This is a genomic window from Desulfitobacterium sp. (genome assembly GCF_035539115.1).
Lineage (GTDB): Bacteria > Bacillota > Desulfitobacteriia > Desulfitobacteriales > Desulfitobacteriaceae > Desulfitobacterium_A.
Map to the genome: position 1 here is coordinate 122,315 of NZ_DATLJA010000086.1, position 16,417 is coordinate 138,731.

Annotated in this window: 14 protein-coding genes, 4 tRNA genes and 1 pseudogene; 12 read left to right on the top strand and 7 right to left on the bottom strand. The window is 42.2% G+C overall.

The window, feature by feature from the left end:
- Positions 1 to 82: 82 nt before the first annotated feature.
- Entirely contained in the window at positions 83 to 682 is a 600-nt protein-coding gene (locus tag VM640_RS14180) for a GerMN domain-containing protein (RefSeq protein WP_325393323.1), read from the bottom strand.
- Positions 683 to 891: 209 nt separating this feature from the next.
- Here VM640_RS14180 and dnaG point away from each other — a divergent pair, with 209 nt between their 5' ends.
- The 6 genes from dnaG to VM640_RS14210 all read left to right on the top strand — a co-directional run bounded on the left by dnaG (position 892) and on the right by VM640_RS14210 (position 4,502).
- The gene (dnaG, locus tag VM640_RS14185) at positions 892 to 2,817 is read left to right on the top strand and encodes a DNA primase (RefSeq protein WP_325393325.1); all 1,926 of its coding nucleotides are present in this window, start codon (positions 892 to 894) and stop codon (positions 2,815 to 2,817) included.
- Positions 2,804 to 3,994, top strand: a complete 1,191-nt coding sequence (gene rpoD / locus VM640_RS14190) for an RNA polymerase sigma factor RpoD (protein WP_325393327.1) — start codon at positions 2,804 to 2,806, stop codon at positions 3,992 to 3,994. The genes dnaG and rpoD overlap by 14 nt, the downstream gene beginning before the upstream one ends.
- Before the next feature lie 66 nt (positions 3,995 to 4,060).
- Positions 4,061 to 4,135, top strand: a tRNA-Asn gene (locus VM640_RS14195).
- A 19-nt stretch (positions 4,136 to 4,154) separates the two neighbouring features.
- Positions 4,155 to 4,229: transfer RNA gene (locus VM640_RS14200), tRNA-Ile, on the top strand.
- A 91-nt stretch (positions 4,230 to 4,320) separates the two neighbouring features.
- A tRNA-Glu gene (locus tag VM640_RS14205) sits at positions 4,321 to 4,396 on the top strand.
- A gap of 30 nt (positions 4,397 to 4,426) precedes the next feature.
- Positions 4,427 to 4,502 (top strand) — tRNA-Val (locus VM640_RS14210).
- A 241-nt stretch (positions 4,503 to 4,743) separates the two neighbouring features.
- Here the strand turns inward: VM640_RS14210 and VM640_RS14215 are convergent.
- The 5 genes and pseudogenes from VM640_RS14215 to VM640_RS14235 form a co-directional block, all read right to left on the bottom strand.
- Entirely contained in the window at positions 4,744 to 5,040 is a 297-nt protein-coding gene (locus VM640_RS14215) for a tyrosine-type recombinase/integrase (protein ID WP_325393359.1), read from the bottom strand.
- A gap of 415 nt (positions 5,041 to 5,455) precedes the next feature.
- Entirely contained in the window at positions 5,456 to 5,992 is a 537-nt protein-coding gene (locus VM640_RS14220) for a PIN domain-containing protein (protein ID WP_325393329.1), read from the bottom strand.
- Positions 5,985 to 6,737: an ImmA/IrrE family metallo-endopeptidase gene (locus VM640_RS14225; protein WP_325393331.1), complete on the bottom strand. Its 753-nt coding sequence runs from the start codon at positions 6,735 to 6,737 to the stop codon at positions 5,985 to 5,987. Before VM640_RS14225 ends, VM640_RS14220 begins: the two co-directional genes overlap by 8 nt.
- Positions 6,737 to 7,084, bottom strand: coding sequence for a helix-turn-helix domain-containing protein (locus tag VM640_RS14230; RefSeq protein ID WP_325393333.1), 348 nt, complete (start codon positions 7,082 to 7,084; stop codon positions 6,737 to 6,739). Before VM640_RS14230 ends, VM640_RS14225 begins: the two co-directional genes overlap by 1 nt.
- A gap of 115 nt (positions 7,085 to 7,199) precedes the next feature.
- Positions 7,200 to 7,450, bottom strand: a pseudogene (locus tag VM640_RS14235) (hypothetical protein); the annotation flags it as partial.
- 1,013 nt (positions 7,451 to 8,463) lie between these two features.
- Here VM640_RS14235 and VM640_RS14240 point away from each other — a divergent pair.
- The 6 genes from VM640_RS14240 to VM640_RS14265 all read left to right on the top strand — a co-directional run bounded on the left by VM640_RS14240 (position 8,464) and on the right by VM640_RS14265 (position 15,662).
- Positions 8,464 to 8,868 carry a dCTP deaminase/dUTPase family protein gene (locus tag VM640_RS14240; RefSeq protein WP_325393335.1) on the top strand — a complete coding sequence of 135 codons (405 nt, stop codon included), beginning with the start codon at positions 8,464 to 8,466 and terminating at the stop codon, positions 8,866 to 8,868.
- A gap of 36 nt (positions 8,869 to 8,904) precedes the next feature.
- Positions 8,905 to 9,504, top strand: a complete 600-nt coding sequence (locus VM640_RS14245; RefSeq protein WP_422653306.1) for a phosphoribosyltransferase-like protein — start codon at positions 8,905 to 8,907, stop codon at positions 9,502 to 9,504.
- 36 nt (positions 9,505 to 9,540) lie between these two features.
- The gene (locus VM640_RS14250; protein WP_422653307.1) at positions 9,541 to 11,457 is read left to right on the top strand and encodes an ORC-CDC6 family AAA ATPase; all 1,917 of its coding nucleotides are present in this window, start codon (positions 9,541 to 9,543) and stop codon (positions 11,455 to 11,457) included.
- Positions 11,444 to 12,574, top strand: coding sequence for a hypothetical protein (locus tag VM640_RS14255; protein ID WP_325393341.1), 1,131 nt, complete (start codon positions 11,444 to 11,446; stop codon positions 12,572 to 12,574). The genes VM640_RS14250 and VM640_RS14255 overlap by 14 nt, the downstream gene beginning before the upstream one ends.
- A gap of 114 nt (positions 12,575 to 12,688) precedes the next feature.
- Positions 12,689 to 14,527, top strand: coding sequence for an HAD hydrolase family protein (locus tag VM640_RS14260; RefSeq protein WP_325393343.1), 1,839 nt, complete (start codon positions 12,689 to 12,691; stop codon positions 14,525 to 14,527).
- 94 nt (positions 14,528 to 14,621) lie between these two features.
- On the top strand, positions 14,622 to 15,662 hold the full coding sequence (locus tag VM640_RS14265; protein WP_325393345.1) for a PfkB family carbohydrate kinase: 1,041 nt from the start codon (positions 14,622 to 14,624) through the stop codon (positions 15,660 to 15,662).
- A 556-nt stretch (positions 15,663 to 16,218) separates the two neighbouring features.
- Here VM640_RS14265 and VM640_RS14270 read toward each other — a convergent pair.
- Positions 16,219 to 16,417 (bottom strand): hypothetical protein (locus VM640_RS14270; protein ID WP_325393347.1); only part of this gene is annotated, 199 nt, incomplete at its 5' end.

Consider the following 16,417-nt stretch of genomic DNA (forward strand, 5'->3'; position numbering starts at 1 on the left):
AACCCTTAACGATAAGTGTTAAAGGTTCTCTAGCCGTTTTTATCTGAATAAAACGCTAATCCACACTAAATCTGGTTTGAAATCACTGTTTCTGAATCAAGCTTTCATCCCGCTTAAGGGGTGTCGAGGTATCCGTTTCGCCAAGAATTGCAATCGAATTTTCACCGTTTAAGAGGAATTGAACACTCTGAACGTTAGGCAGAGTCGTTAAAGAATTGACAATACTATAGAGAATCAATTGTTCACCCGTACCGCCACCCGTAAAACTTGACCTAAACTGTTTTGATAGATCAAGCGTAGCCACGCCGTCTTTGACAGTGGCACTGAGAAGTTCAGTTCCTTTAGGGAGGGGCCGCTCGAGACCGGAAGGGGGATTGTTTAATTCATTGAACATGGCTTTAATGATTTCCTTGTTGTCGACATTGATGGTTCGCTCAACCGCCATAAGACCGCTGGCATCTGATTTTGGGAAATAAAGTGTCATTTTAACCGCTTGAGTAGTTGGAGCGTTGTTTGAACTTGGGCTAGAAGAAGAATTCGCTGCAACACTCGTGTCATTCGGAGTTGCCGATACGTTGGCTTGAGTTTTCATATTACTCGACCCGCAACCGGTTACCCCAAGGATCGTGACGAGTATGGTTATTAGAATCAAGGCGAGAGGCCGGATTTTTTTGAGATGCATGGAATTTCCACCTTTCTTATGTAATGCGAGGAAGATTTCAATTCTATTCTATCATGATTTAAGGTCGAAGTTAATATTAAAAATGGAGTCGAAATAGGGAGGAGAAATAGAAGTTTGAGAGAATAGTTTAGGGAAATACGAAATCTCAAACTTAAGTAAGATAATATTTGCATAATCAGGATATTCGTCGTGCCTAAAAAGAGGATTCCATGACTTTTTGGCGAAGAAATCTATATCTAGTCTTGACTTTCAGAATAAAATGTGGCAGGGGTGGCGAACAACAGTCTGTGGATTATAGAATTCCCGAAGATACCGTTGAAGACATAAGATTACATGCAGATATTGTCGAAATCATCTCTGAATATGTTTCATTACAGCGCAAAGGGAAAAACTATTTAGGATTATGTCCTTTTCATTCCGAAAAAACCCCGAGCTTCACCGTGACTCCTGATAAACAGATGTTTTACTGTTTTGGCTGTCATACGGGGGGGAATGTGTTTTCTTTTCTCATGAAGAAAGAGAACTGGAGTTTTCCGGAAACGCTCGAGTACTTGGCGCATAAATACGCGATTATGCTTCCTGAAAAAGAACTTTCACCCCGCGAAAGGGAGCAACAAGCACGTCGCCATCGTTGGGAAGAAATCCATGAATGGGCCACAGTTTACTATCATGATATCCTCATGAATCGGCCTGAGGGCGAACTAGGTAGGCAGTATTTTGCGGAACGAGGAGTCGACTCCGAAACCATGAACACCTTTCGTCTTGGATATGCACCCGCTCGATGGGAGGGGTTGCTTGAGGCACTTTCGTCTCGGGGAATTCGTCCTCAGGAACTGGCAGATGCCGGTCTAGCCATTGAAAGAGATGCCCAGGAAGGAAAAGCAAACCGGGGGTATTACGACCGTTTCCGCAATCGTGTCATTTTTGCGATTTTAGACTCACGACAAAAATCCATTGCTTTTGGAGGTCGGGTTCTTGATGATACCTTACCCAAGTATCTGAACTCTCCTGAAACTGCTTTTTTTAATAAGGGACATCATTTATATGGAATGAACCGGGCCCATCAAGGAATTCGTGAATTTGGATTTGCCTTGTTGGCTGAAGGTTACATGGATGTCATCACTTTGCAAAAAGCAGGTTTCAGTAATGCGGTGGCCTCTCTGGGAACGGCGCTCACTAGAGATCAGGGGAAGCTTTTAAGACGTTATACCCAACGCATAGTGGTGGTCTATGATTCGGACAAGCCGGGGATTCAAGCCACGCTCCGGGCGGGCGAGATATTAAGAGACGCAGGTTTCCGGGTCGATGTTTTAAGCTTAGTTGGTGCTAAGGATCCGGACGAGTATTTAAAATCCCAAGGGCCTGAGAAATTCAAGGAAGCCTTGGATCAGGCTAAACCCTATATTGAGTTTAAATATCAGGTTTATATTCAAGACCACACCGTGCATAGCGCTCCAGAGAAACGAGAACTAGTGAGCGAATTAGCAGGAGATATTCTCAAAGTTACGAGTCCAGTCGAAAGAGAAGGGTACGAACGCTTTTTGAGTTTGGAATTAGGTCTTACTTTGGAAGCGGTTCAGTTAGAGATTGTAAGTAAAGATAGGAATAAGGCAAAAAAACCGCGGGAAAGTGAATATTCTCCGGCAAATCAGGATATTTCTGTAAAAAACAGAGATAATATCAATAGGTATGTAAATCCTGTTCCTTCTGCCATTACGGTACCTAATGGAGTCCTTCGGGCAGAGCGAATTCTTTTACGTCTTTTGCTGGAACAGTTACTGTCTGTTGCTCAAGTCGAAGCGGAACTTGGTAAGGATTTCTGGAAAGTTCCAATCCATCAACAACTTTTTAACGCGATTGAGGAAGTTCAACTGCAAAATAGAACAGGAATTCCGATGAATACATCGGAAGAATTACAAAGCCAAATCGCGAATATTATGGTTGAAGAGGCAGATGTGTCCCAGCCAGAAAAGCTTTTTCATGATTGTTTGCATCAAATCCGATCAGTCCAGTCGGAGGAAACAGTAGAAGAATTACAAACCCGTATGGTCGCGTTAGAAAAATCCGGTGATATGGCAGGGGCAATTGCCCTGTTAAAAGAGATAGGAGAGCGGTTAAAAAGTGGCGAAAAGTAAGGTTATGAGCACGCAGAAACAGAATCCCAAGGAAGGAAAGGAATCCAAGTCCATGAATGATGAAGAACTACGGGTTGAGGCCGTTAAAAATCTCATTCAAAAAGGAAAAAAGAAGGGTTCCCTCACATACCACGAAATTATGGATACCCTCCAAGGAATTGAGCTCACAACCGACCAAATTGATGAGGTATATGAGCAGATCGGGCAGCTGGGTATTGAAATCATTCCTGAACCAGGTGAAGAGGAAGAAGTCTTAGAAAAGACAACCGAGGATAATCTCCACGGTGATGCTGAAGAGGAAGACGCTGAGGAAGAGGTTGAGGTTGATCTTTCTGTTCCTGAAGGGGTAGGAATAGATGACCCAGTTCGTATGTATTTGAAGGAAATCGGCCGGGTCCCCCTATTATCAGCTGAAGAGGAAGTTAAGCTTGCCAAAAGAATGGAGCAGGGAGACGAAGAAGCGAAACGACGGTTAGCCGAAGCAAACCTCCGACTTGTCGTCAGTATTGCTAAACGCTATGTGGGACGAGGCATGCTGTTTCTCGATCTAATTCAAGAGGGAAATTTAGGACTCATTAAGGCGGTCGAGAAATTCGACTATCAAAAAGGATTTAAGTTCTCGACTTATGCAACCTGGTGGATTCGTCAAGCGATTACGCGCGCGATTGCTGACCAAGCGCGGACTATCCGGATCCCGGTGCATATGGTTGAAACGATTAATAAACTTATTCGGATTTCGCGCCAACTCTTACAAGAGCTAGGGCGGGAACCCGTTCCCGAAGAAATCGCAGCTCAGATGGATATCCCCGTCGAACGGGTACGGGAAATCATGAAAATAGCCCAAGAACCAGTATCCTTAGAAACCCCGATTGGCGAAGAAGAAGATTCGCATTTGGGAGATTTCATTCCTGATGAAGATGCTCCGGCCCCAGCGGAAGCAGCGTCCTTTATCCTTCTCAAGGAGCAGTTGGAAGAGGTTCTGGAAACGCTTACACCGCGTGAAGAAAAAGTTCTGCGTTTACGGTTTGGCCTAGATGATGGTAGAACCCGGACTTTGGAAGAAGTCGGGCAGGAGTTTGGTGTTACCCGCGAACGGATTCGCCAGATTGAAGCAAAGGCCCTCCGTAAACTGCGTCACCCTAGCCGGAGCAAGAAACTGAAAGATTATCTCGAATAGAATATTTGTTTCTGAAGGCTTGACTATAAATAGTGAATTGCGTATAATAGTCAGTGCACAGGGCATTCCTCGATAGCTCAATGGTGGAGCAACCGGCTGTTAACCGGTAGGTTGTAGGTTCGAGTCCTACTCGGGGAGCCATTTTTTTATTTCTGCGATTGGGCCCATAGCTCAGCGGTAGAGCTGCCGGCTCATAACCGGTTGATCCTAGGTTCGAACCCTAGTGGGCCCACCATACTCGAAGTTCGAGGCACGAGGTTCGAAGCTCGAAAGACCAAAGGGATTACTCCAAAGTCGAACATCGAATTTTGTCGTACATCGATAATGGCCCGTTGGTCAAGCGGCTTAAGACACCGCCCTTTCACGGCGGCTACACGGGTTCGAATCCCGTACGGGTCACCATTTTTGATAGTAGAATATTGATTTTACCATGGGCGATTGGCTCAGTCGGTAGAGCGCATCCTTCACACGGATGAGGTCACTGGTTCGATCCCGGTATCGCCCACCAGTCATATCAAGGCTTTCAGCCTTTACATTCAAGTGAAATATGCAATGTATAGTTACACGTATAGTTACGGCATAATTTAGCGTTTTGATGCTAGCACTTTCCCAGTTTGGAGAGGTGCTTTCTTTGTTTTTAAGAGTCCGTTCATTTTGGAAGCGGTCCCTGTGCGTAAGCGGGGCATTACGTGAGAGTAAATGTTGCCAGTCATCGATATGTCGGTATGACCCAGCAATTCTAAAACGGTTTAGAGATCAATTCCTTGTTCCAATAATCTTGTGGCAAACGTATGCCGAAGTGAGTGGACTGTTATATCCTTACGAATTTTTGCCTTATCGCGGATGCGATGAAAGGTTCGAATAAGGTTCCGGGGTTCAATTGGAGTACAGCGAAATATTTGGAACATGGAATCCTCAAACCCAAAAATATTACGATACAATCTGAACGAAAAATAGTGGGCAGTTGCCCGCTGATACTTGGCCGGCAACTGCCGTGCAGTGTAAAGTGAAGCAACGGCCGGACTTGATCTTGCGCAGCGATGCATACCCCAGAGAATGACCCAGCGCGGCCGGTCTACGAACGGCCGCGCGACAGCAGGACCAGTAAGTTTTGCCCGAGAGGCCGGAGGCGACGCGGACGAGTGCACAGGCGGAGTGGCGAAGCCCGGAGATTGGAGCCTGTGCGGGAGTCTAGCGTGGGCGGAGGCCCTGACCCCAGAGGCAAGGGCAGTCTGACGGCCAGGCGGACCAGGAAAATTTTCATCTTGGACTGGACGGCTGTCTGCCCAGCATGCATTGGACACTGGGGAATAACATGCACTCTTTATTCAGGAACCGAGCGGGCTTTAGCCGGCTCGGTGCTTCCGTTATTTGGATTAGTTAATTGAGAAAATAAGACCATATTTCCCACGTGGGAAATATGGCGGATTCAGTGTTTTACTGAATGATGTAATTGAAACATCATATTCTTCTTCTCTTTAAATAGTCTGTAAATGATTTTTCACCTAATTTCCGATGTTTGGCTAACATGGCAGACCATAAGGTATTTCCTTCTGCTTTAGTGATATAACCTCTATCAAATGCTTCAATAAGAATATCGCCAGTGGTTATATGCTTTAAGCCAAGTTCATTGATGTATGAAGAAATATCCTTTAAGTTATTGCTGGCAACAATGCCATCGCAATATTTGGCTAAGGCGATACAGGATGCTTCTCCTTTACCAATAATCACATGTCCCGATTCTGGTTCTTCAGTCAATTGATAATATAAGTCGAATATTTCTGTACCCACAGTTATTTCCGTAAGGGAAACCTGTTTGTTTGCTAAGAGATGATCTACCCTTGCTTTGAGATGAGCTACTCCGGGAGAGGATAGTTCAATATAGACCTGTTTTGGTATGCGAACTCGTCCAGGGTATAATTTGACTAACAAATTTTCGTCGCCAACCCATAGAAAGGCAGATAAACAATCATTATCAAAGAAGAGCGAATCAGTCAACTAATTCGCCTCCCTCGCTTATATCCCCATAAACGAGATCGGAGCGGAAAGCGTCTAAAAGCAATTCCTCATATTTTCCTTCGGATACTAATTCACGTTCTAAAATTTTTTCAGTTTGTTGAATATAGTGTCCATAAGTCATAAACTGCTTTTCGGGGGGAAGGGGTCTGTAGAGAGCATCATCATAGCCTAGGCATCGGGCAGAGCGAATCACATTTCTTCGCATAGAATCGGATTCACGATCCGTTAGTTCTTTTTCTTCAATTAAGCGGATGAGGATGGCTTGTCTGCTGATACCAAAAAACTGCTCAAGCTTAACGACGTTTTCAACGGTTAGTTTAGCATTTGTGTCTTTTTTATTTTTTTGTATTGCCTCAGTTAAAGTATTCGGCGGCATCAAAATATAGGAGGCAAATTGGTCCGCTTCTTTTTCTATGGGCTGGCCGCTGCCTATCTTTTGGGCGCAGATTGTTGTTGCCATTTTGGGGTCATAAAACAAATGAAATAACTCGTGAGCCATCGAAAAACGCTGACGACCCAGTGACATAGCGGAGTTAATCGCAATAACATTGCTTTTGGGATTCTTGATGCACATACCGCTTAGTCGATCACCCATTGGATAAAAGACAAGGGTAAGGTCATCAAGGGAATGCGCTAAAGCAAAGATATCGAGCGGAGATTGAGCGTCCTCACCTAAATACTTGCGTAAGCTGGTCGCTTTTTTCCACAAATCAAGTTTATCCATTAGAGTGCCTCACTCTCCAGTAATTTTGTCATAAAAGCGCTGTTTAAGGCAATTTTATTTATGGCGCTAATCGTTTCCAAGTCATCATCGCCTATTTCGCTTGCTCGAAGGACCAAGGATAGGGGCTTATATTCGGCGGTTGCTTCCTTGAAAACGGATATGCTGCAGCCGAATAATGTCACCAGTCTCTCAAGCATGTCAGCACTGATGGGACGTTCGCCAGCTTCAAACTTCGAGATTAAACTTTGGTCTACACCTAGATAATTAGCAATATTCTTTTGGGTAAAGCCGCTATTTTCACGTAAAACTTTTATTTGAGCACCGATGTTGTCGAATGATTTTTTCATAAAGATCCCTCCTTGTAAGAATAGTATATGCTAAAGTTGTCATAAAATAAATAAATAATTTAAATAAATTTATGACAAAATGAGATTAGCCGAGAAGAAGGAGAGTTAAGAGAGATTATTGGGTTTGCTTCGCTCTCAAGATTGACTCCATCTCTTCATTTATGATCTGGTGCTCTGTCATTTTGTAGATCTGGCCATACTTGATCCGCCGGGAACCCTTTCTTCTTCGTCGCCGGAGCTTTTCTAAAAACGAATCGTAGCTTTCAAAGAGACAGCGATGAGCATCCTTTGTAGGGTCAGTAAATCTCTTTTGTACTCGATTTCAAGTTAGAGCAGAATCAGTGTGCAGTAGGTCATGAGGAATAGGTTTGTGGATAGTGACATACTATGGATATCCACAGTGCTTGGACAAGTCATTTTGGGTCTCGAATAAAAGAACTTGACCACACTATCCACAAACCCTATATCGACTGGAATTTCCTTGTTGCTGATAATGTGATATAATGAGCTAGCTACAGTTACTACCAAAACCCTGATGTTATCGATAAATGGAATGCATTTTGTATAGTTACGTGTATAGTTACGCATACAAAAACGTTAAAAAAACAGGGCGAAAAAAGAGCAGACACTCCTAACTAGAAGTGCCTGAAAACCGCATGGTTAATGGATATTAACGCTAAATGGGACCGATTGAAAAACTGCGTACTGGCCTTTCACACGGATGAGGTCATCGGTTCGATCCCGGTATCGCCCACCAGTCATATCAAGGCTTTCAGCATAATTAGCATTCTATAACTAGCACTTTTCCTTTCGAGGGAGGTGCTTTTTTTGTTACATGCAGCGTAATTACGGTATCCGCTTAGTTCTTAAGATTGAAAAACAAAGTAGATAATCACTAAGCCACAAATAAGCTATCTTGGAACGCTCCTACTCGTTCCTTACATATGAAGATCATTGAGAGGTGTTAAAGAGTGCTGGGGTCGTACCCTCGCACAATAGGAAACAATTCTGACAATTAAAATGTTACTCGGGATCATTAAGTTACATTGTGCAAAAACCCCCTGATAGCAGGAGGTTTTTGCACAATGTAACTTATATTCTCTTCCAGTATATATTTTGACGTTTATGTTTAATGCCGTCAATCCAAACGTCCGCATTTTGTTCATCGACATCATATATTAGAATTATTTTGATAGAGTCCAAGTCTTGCCCAATAACCTTCCAACTTCCCGTAAGGAATTTGCTTGGCAGTAAGAGTTGGCGTATTAGATAACCGAGTGAATGAGTCATTAAAAATGCGCTCCTTAACTTCGGGAGGATAAGCCAACATGTTTGCAAGTTCATTTAAACCGGTCTGTGACCACTGAACTTTATATGTTTTGTCCACGATAGGAATAAAGGAAGATGTTGTTGGTTTAGTAGTAAATTCTGCTTCTAGAGCAATAAAAGGACTTTCGGTTGCCCCAGGTAAAATAGACCCCGGTTTTAACCCTAATCATTTAACGCTTGTGATGACCAATTTATCTAAACGATCTATTGATCTAAAAGCGGGTCACAATGGTGATAAAATTGCTGCCATATCTTTTTTTGATGTAACAGAAAAGTGCATACCGACTAAATCTACTGGCTGGGGAGATAAACCGCTTCCACAAGATGATTATACGCGAACAAAGCGGGAGATGATCAGAGATAAAATTGTAAATACGGATTATACACAAATAATATCCGGTATCATTGTTGCAATTGTTACTTTAATCTTGACGTACTATTTGAAAGTTAAGTAAATATTGTGAGGTTGAAGTTTTTCTAAAGCGATTGAACTGAAGCAGGAGTTAATAAAACGGTTGGAAAATTGTTTGGACAAAGAGCTTCAGTCAGACGAAATGCGATTTAGTACGGTGTTTCTCCTTGATGATTTTTCGGCCAGTGGGATTAGTTATCTTCGAGAGGAGAAATTAGAATGGAAAGGGAAAGTCAGCAAGGTTTTAAATCGTATAGTTTCTCTTTCATTAAGCGAAGCTAAACTTTTTGATCTAGAGGAAATAACTATCTGTATTGTTTTATATGTTGCTACCCAAAAAGCTTTAAACTATTTAGAAAGCATAATTGATGATTGGGTAAAGGATCATGAGAGTAAGATTAAAATCCAAGTATTAGCGATTCAAACGCTTGGAGATGAGATACCTTTAAATAGGGAAACGGAAAAGGCTGTTGTGGAGATTGTTAAGAGATATTATAATCCGGATATCATCACATCCAGCTATGAAAAAGGTGACTTAACAGAACCCTATCTTGGATTTGACGGATGTGCTTTACCGATCATTTTAAGTCATAATACGCCTAATAATTCATTACCTATTCTTTGGTTTTCATATGAGAAAAGTACAGGGCTGTTTCCTAGAGTGAGCAGGCATACATAAGGAGGAGAAATGAGAGAGCCACGTAATCCATTTCGTATGCGTTCTTCAGAACATATCGACTCGGATTCGACCTTTATTCGGCTATTTTGCCCGGAGGGGTTGGATTTATTACCGCAAAATAAACTATGGGAAAGGGTTCAGATAATCCGTAGTGCACCTGGAGGAGGGAAGACGACCCTTCTTCGTGCCTTCACGCCGAATGTATTGAATACCCTTTATGAGTCTCAAAGCAATGAAGATTATAAAATGTTATTTAATAAAATGAAGCAGTTGGACGTTATTACAGAAGATGGCCCTAATTTATTGGGTATCGTCCTTTCCTGTTCGCGTAACTATGCGACATTAGAAGATCTTGATTGTAATCCTGTTCAAAAAGAACGCTTACTTTATGCGCTCTTAAATGCAAGAATTATCCTCGCAACATTGCGTAATGTGTTAATTTTAAAAAAAATGAATTATCCAAACGATCTTCATAGAATAACTTTTGAAATTAATATAGATGCCTTTCCGGCAGATATCGAAACACCCTGTACAGGGCGACAATTATATGAATGGGCTCGCTCAGTGGAAAAGTCGGTGAGTGATATCATGGATAGGTTTGGACCTATAGAAAGGAAACCTATCCAAGGGCATGATACTTTATTTTCCTTAGAGATGATTACGCCTGATCATATTTCGATTGATGGAAATCCGTTAAAATGTAGAGTACTCATTATGTTTGATGATGTACACCAACTTAGCTTGAACCAGCGCAGAAAACTAATTCAAACAGTTATTGAAGCGAGACCTGTAGTCAGTGTATGGCTAGCAGAGCGTTTAGAGGCGCTCGCCCCGGATGAATTGCTTGCATCAGGAGTAATCGCCGGACGAGAATACGAAAGGCCCATAAATATGGAAGAGTATTGGCGTAATGTTCATAATAAAAGGTTCGAAAAGGCAATGATCGATATTGCCGATCGGAGGGCCAGATCGGCACGGGATATTCCAATAGTTTCCTTTGATGCTTGTCTTCAAGAATCCCTGGATGGTGCAAAATGGAACCAAGTCTTTCAGCAAACGATTGATACATGTGAAAAGAGAATAATGGATAAAAAGGGGAATTCGAAGAAGTATGATGATTGGATTCGTTCTAAAGAAATAGAAGAGGGGACTCTGCGCCAGCAGGCCATCGGATGGCGTACTTTAGAAATTTTGATTGAGCGTGATCTAAACAAGAGTCAACTTTCCTTTGATTTTGATAATATCTTATCCCTTGATGAACTGGAACATCGTGATAATTCCTCTGCACAGGCTGCAGCAGAACTATATCTAGCCGAAGAATTTAATATTCCATACTATTATGGCATTTCTCGCGTGACTTCAATTGCTTCTTACAATATTGAACAATTTCTGGATTTTTCGGGCGAGCTATTTGAAGAGATAATTGCTTCTACATTGTTGAAAAGACAACAATCGCTGGATCCGTCTCGTCAAGAAGCGATCCAGAAAAAAGTTGCACAGCAAAGATGGGATGATATTATCAGAAGGATTCCCAATGGACGTGGTGTCCAGAATTTTCTGCTTGCCATAAAAGATTTAGCAAATGAAGAATGGGATAAAGGGACTGCTTCTTATGGAGGAGGTGGAGGGATCACGGGTATAGGAATTACCATGGTTGATCGAGATAAAATGGTCAAATCAGATAGCAATTATCAGCATGCCATGTACAAAAATCTTAATACAATTCTCTCCTTATGCATTTCAAATCATTTATTGGAAGTAACGCTCGGTCTGAAACAAGGTGGAAAGAGTTGGATGATTCTTTATTTAAACAGATGGTTATGCCTGCAATTTGGTCTTCCGTTACAATATGGTGGATGGAAATCTATAAAGCCAAAAGAACTTATCAACTGGGTAGACAAGGGATACAGATTATCCGATAAGAACGGAGGAAGTCTATTTGATGAAGGGTGATTCGATGCGCTGGGATCCATATTTATTAAAGGGGGGAGAGGAATTTGGAAAATTCTGCAATCAGTATCTTGGGTTAGGAGAAAAGGAAATTTTATATGTCCTGGGTAAAGGATTTGATCCTCGCATGTGTAACGGAATAGAACAACTCTTGTACTATGGAGGGAAAGGGAAAAGAGATTGCTTGCTGATCGAATTTGAAGAAGGCGAGGAGTCATCTTCTCATCAATACTCTCCGAGAGCTCATCGTAATTTAGAGAAACTACATGAGTTGATGTCTGGCAAAGGGATAATTCGGAGAGAATCTGTCCAGATGTGGTCGGGAGATGATATAAGAAAACGGAGGATAGGATCATTTTCGGCAGGTAATGTGATGTCAAAGATTGAAAACATCGATGAATATACGGATATTGTAGTTGATGTTAGTGCGATGCCACAGAGCATTTATTTCCCTTTAATTGGAAGCTGCCTCTCCTTGATTGATGAAAGAGCGAGTCATATCAGTCTGCATATCATCGTTTGCGAGAATGTCATGATAGATAAGCGTATTATTGATGATGGGATCGATGATAAAGCTTACTATGTTCATGGTTTTAGCAGTGGACTAGAGAATGAAGCAACCGAAGGCATTCCTAAGATTTGGATTCCCATCTTGGGAGAAGGGAATTCTGTTAAGCTGGAAAGAATCTATACCCTTGTGAGCCCTGATGAAATATGTCCTGTGTTACCTTCGCCATCAGCGAATCCTCGTCAAGGAGATGACATCCTATTAGAATATCGGGAATTGATCTTTGATCAATGGCGAGTTGAACCCAAAAACATCATCTATTCAAGCGAGCAAAATCCTTTTGAAGCCTATAGGCAGATTTGCCGTACCGTCTTACATTATGAGCAGGCCCTTAATCCCTTGGGTGGATGTAAATTTGTTATCTCAGCTGTGTCAAGTAAGTTGATTTCGCTAGGGGCACTTCTTGCAACGTATGAACTTAAACGAAAAGGCAAAAGCATTGGATTAGCCCATATCGAAGCACAAGGATATACAATGCAGCGAGATATGTCTGATTTTGAAGCAAATAATGAGCTATTTACGCTATCCCTTTCGGGAAGTTGCTATGAATGAACATGGTAAAGTTGAATTTTGCCATGGTTCCTTGCGCATTAGGCAAAGGGATTTGCAGGTTTTTATAGAATAACTAAGGTAACAGAAAGACGAATGAGGTAAAGGATTGAAATAATGGCTAAACGTTCATATTTTGAGGAAATACAAGAATTGGAGTCAACCTGGAATACGGTCCAGTCACACGAAGTTGTAATAAACCCGCCTGTTAAGGCTGATCTTTTTTCGGGTAGCGCTTGTTGTATAGGTTCGGGGGGCTCAATGGCCATCGCGAAATTATGGCAATTTGTGTTTGAAGAGTATCATCTCGGCATGGCAAAGACGGTGACGCCATATGAATTTAACCAATTTGATAGGGCTCCTGATACGGTTTTTCTTTTTTCTGCCAGCGGGAAAAATCATGATATATTGCAGGTGTTTAGATCGGCAGCGCGCAAGGACTGCAAAATTATCGTTTTTACGGTTAATGCCAATTCGGCTTTGGTTCGGCTTGCTAAATCTCTTCCTGATCAGTCTGTTGTTATCTACCCAAAAGTTTCTACCCCCAAGGATGGTTTTTTGGCAGTAAACTCCATTATTGCTATGGCCGGTATTATTGTAAAAGTTGCACAGAGTCTATTGGGGAAAGGAACTGTGGAAGATTCACCGGTTGCTACTGCCTGCAAAGACCATCAGGAAAATGTCGATTTGATCAAGGCGTTAGATCATGTCCCTACGATTCAGATTATCGCTTCCGAATGGGGGATACCAGCAGGTCATGATTTGGAAACGCGTTTGGCGGAGTCTGGAGTTAGCCCTTGTTTCTTAACTGATCCACGGAATTTCGCCCATGGCCGCTTTATTTGGCTGGAAACGTATCGAGATTCTTTTGTAGTTTTGTTTGGAACCCCTCGTTCAAAGTCTTATATTCAAAGGTTTATTAAGAATTTGCCAGAGTTTATTACCCCTTACTCTATCTGCGCTCCGTATGGAGGGTTAGATGGAGCCGTCTATTGTTTAACCCGCTCCATGTTGCTTTTCTCTGAGTTGGCTAAGGCTAAGGCTATCGATCCTGGAAAGCCTGCAGTTCCTGAATGGGGGCGGAAGCTGCATTCTTTGCGGTTAGGCTTGAAAGACATAGCAGGAGCAGGGGAAGAATTAGTGAAGGGGACAAGGGCTAGAGGGGCTAATTATCCGGCTCTGGAAATGACGTTTGTCGGGATAGTTTCGGATATCGATGGGACGTTACTCGAGACAGAAAACAGATATTCGGCTATTGGCGGAGATATTGGAAATGAGTTGAACCGCCTTTTGCAGGAAGGCCTGGTGCTGGCGTTTGCCACAGGAAGAGGGAAATCCGCTTTAGAATTGTTAAGGAACTCTATATCTCAAGAATTTTGGCCCCAAGTTATTGTAGGATTATATAATGGAACACGAATTCTAAGGCTGGATGAGGACTTAGATGAGAAGCAAGCGTTGGAATGGGCGTCTTTGCCTTCCATTGCTTCTCTAGTTGAAGATCTATGCGGCAAAATACCTGGGACGGAATTAACAGTCAGACCGACTCAAATTACAGTGGCGGGAATTGAAAAAAATCAAAGAGATTTCCTTGAGCAGGAACTATCAAGAAACTTTGGACAGGGAACAAAGTTTATGAAATTTGAGCATTCTGGACATTCATTGGATATCTTACCTTACTGGGCGAGTAAATTAAATGTCCTGGAAAATATGAGTCTTTTGCCGGAAAGGCAGGTCTTGTGTATTGGTGATCAAGGCCAGCTGGGTGGAAATGATGAGGAAATTTTAAGCTGGAAACCTTCGGCGAGTGTGGGGAAAGCCAGACCGGTATCCAATGCGTGTTTGTGGCTGGGCAAAGATGAGAGGTCGAGAGGTGAGCAGGGGATGCTGAGATTGCTTAAAGCTATTGAGCAGGTTGAGGGTGGTTTTAAACTGGACATCAAGAGTTTCAGTAATTGAGAATGGTTTTGGCTATTCAGATGTGGATAGGAAAGGTTATAATAAACTGACAAGTTGCTTCATAATATAAGGAATATGTAATGGAGGTTGTAAAATGACGGTTAGGGAAAGAACCGCTCCCCGTTTGCTTGGCGCAGGATTGGTTTGCCTGGATATTATCAATAGGGATGGCAAGGTTCAATACTATAATGGGGGAAGTTGCGGTAATGTTGCTTCAGGACTGTCATTTTTGGGATGGGAGAACGCTGTTCTTATCGGCCAATATAAGGATGAAGCCGCTAAATTGTTGAATTGCAATTTGGATGGATTGGGCGTAAAAAGGATTGAAGTTAAGCATGGGAGTTTAGCTACTCCAAGAATCATTGAGGAGTTTATCAATGGACCGCAAAAGGAGCATCGATTTTCTCTGGTCTGCCCTCGATGCGGCCGTGAACTACCTCGGTTAAGCCCCTTGCCTGAGAAGAGTGTTTGTTTTTTGGAACTCGATGATTTTAATGTGTTCTACTCGGATAGGGCATCAAAAGGAATTGCTTTACTGAGAAAGCTGTTTAAGGATAAAGGGGCATGGACCGTTTATGAACCGAATAGTTCGAGAAATGTTAATAGCTTAGTAACCCATGCTCTTGATTCCCATATCGTTAAGTTTTCAGCAGCTAAAGTATCTATGGCTATAGCCGACACGATAAGAAACGAGTCAACGCATGGTGCAACAGTACTTATCGTTCGCACCATGGGAGCGGAGGGGCTGGTGTACAGCTATCGCACGCGGAACAATACGATGTCTCAGTGGAAACATCTGGATGTTCAGCCTGTGCCTCATTTTGTGGATTCTTGTGGTGCTGGAGATTGGTGCACAGCCGGTATGCTCTATAGTTTAGTTCATAAGTATCCTAATTTCACAACGTATTTGACCCATCAGGACGTGGTGGCTTCCTTACAATATGGTCAAGCATTGTCTGCTATTTCCTGCTGTTTTCTTGGTGCCCAAGGCCTCATCTATTCTGATGTGAACGAAGAGATGGAGAAGAAATTATTGGGCGATCGTGCCAGATTATTTACGAACTCCTTGATTCCTGCTACTCCCTCTGATATTTTGAGCTCAGACAATTGCGAATTTTGTTTGTTGGAAAGGTGAATCTATTGGAATTGTGGATTAAAATTACATTCAGTGAACCGATTGCCCCAATAAGCAAAGTCGGTTCCGCTTAACGTATTGTCCAGTTGCTGTTCTAAAGTATTGGGGATCGCTCCTGACGCACCGAAAAGGGTGGCCTCGAGGAGAGTGGAGAAATTATAGTTTAGCGTTTGATAATATATATTCTTTTGGATATAATTTCCTTAGAAATAAAATGTCACCTATTAGGATGAATCAAAGTCAGAGAGCAAGGGAGTAACTAAAGATTTCCTTGCTCTTGTTATTTAAAAGGGCGCCCGCGGGGTCGTACCCTTACACGATGGGGAACAATTCTGACAATTGCAATGTAACACTATCCGACTTTGATAAATTCAATAACAAGTTGATCTACCATAAAGGACGCGATCAGATTTTTAGCCAAACAAGAAGGGGCTGTTCAAGGGCGTATCGCAAAAGGACTAACTGGTCTTTTAACAATTCCCCCGAGAGGCGACATAAAACAAATGAAAAGATCATATACATTCAGGCAATAATTTTAAAGAATAGCAGTTTTAGATTAAAAGCCTTTCATCATCGGATGGAGGGCTTTTAAGGTATAGAGGATTAGTGGCCGGATGCCGCAAGAATACTCGTTTTGTTCTAAAACTCGAAAACAAATTTTCATAGCAATATGACAGCAGAGTACGTTATAAGTTAAAATATATAATAAAGCAAGGCTTGTTTTAACGTTTGCTATGGGTCGTCTAATAGTGAAT

Excerpts from the sequence above, each read along its gene's own strand:
- VM640_RS14260 (WP_325393343.1), top strand. The coding sequence starts at position 12,689 with ATGGCTAAACGTTCATATTTTGAGGAAATACAAGAATTGGAGTCAACC.
- VM640_RS14225 (WP_325393331.1), bottom strand. The coding sequence starts at position 6,737 with ATGGATAAACTTGATTTGTGGAAAAAAGCGACCAGCTTACGCAAGTAT.
- VM640_RS14215 (WP_325393359.1), bottom strand. The coding sequence starts at position 5,040 with ATGCATCGCTGCGCAAGATCAAGTCCGGCCGTTGCTTCACTTTACACT.
- VM640_RS14265 (WP_325393345.1), top strand. The coding sequence starts at position 14,622 with ATGACGGTTAGGGAAAGAACCGCTCCCCGTTTGCTTGGCGCAGGATTG.
- VM640_RS14180 (WP_325393323.1), bottom strand. The coding sequence starts at position 682 with ATGCATCTCAAAAAAATCCGGCCTCTCGCCTTGATTCTAATAACCATA.
- VM640_RS14250 (WP_422653307.1), top strand. The coding sequence starts at position 9,541 with ATGCGTTCTTCAGAACATATCGACTCGGATTCGACCTTTATTCGGCTA.
- VM640_RS14230 (WP_325393333.1), bottom strand. The coding sequence starts at position 7,084 with ATGAAAAAATCATTCGACAACATCGGTGCTCAAATAAAAGTTTTACGT.
- dnaG (WP_325393325.1), top strand. The coding sequence starts at position 892 with ATGACTTTTTGGCGAAGAAATCTATATCTAGTCTTGACTTTCAGAATA.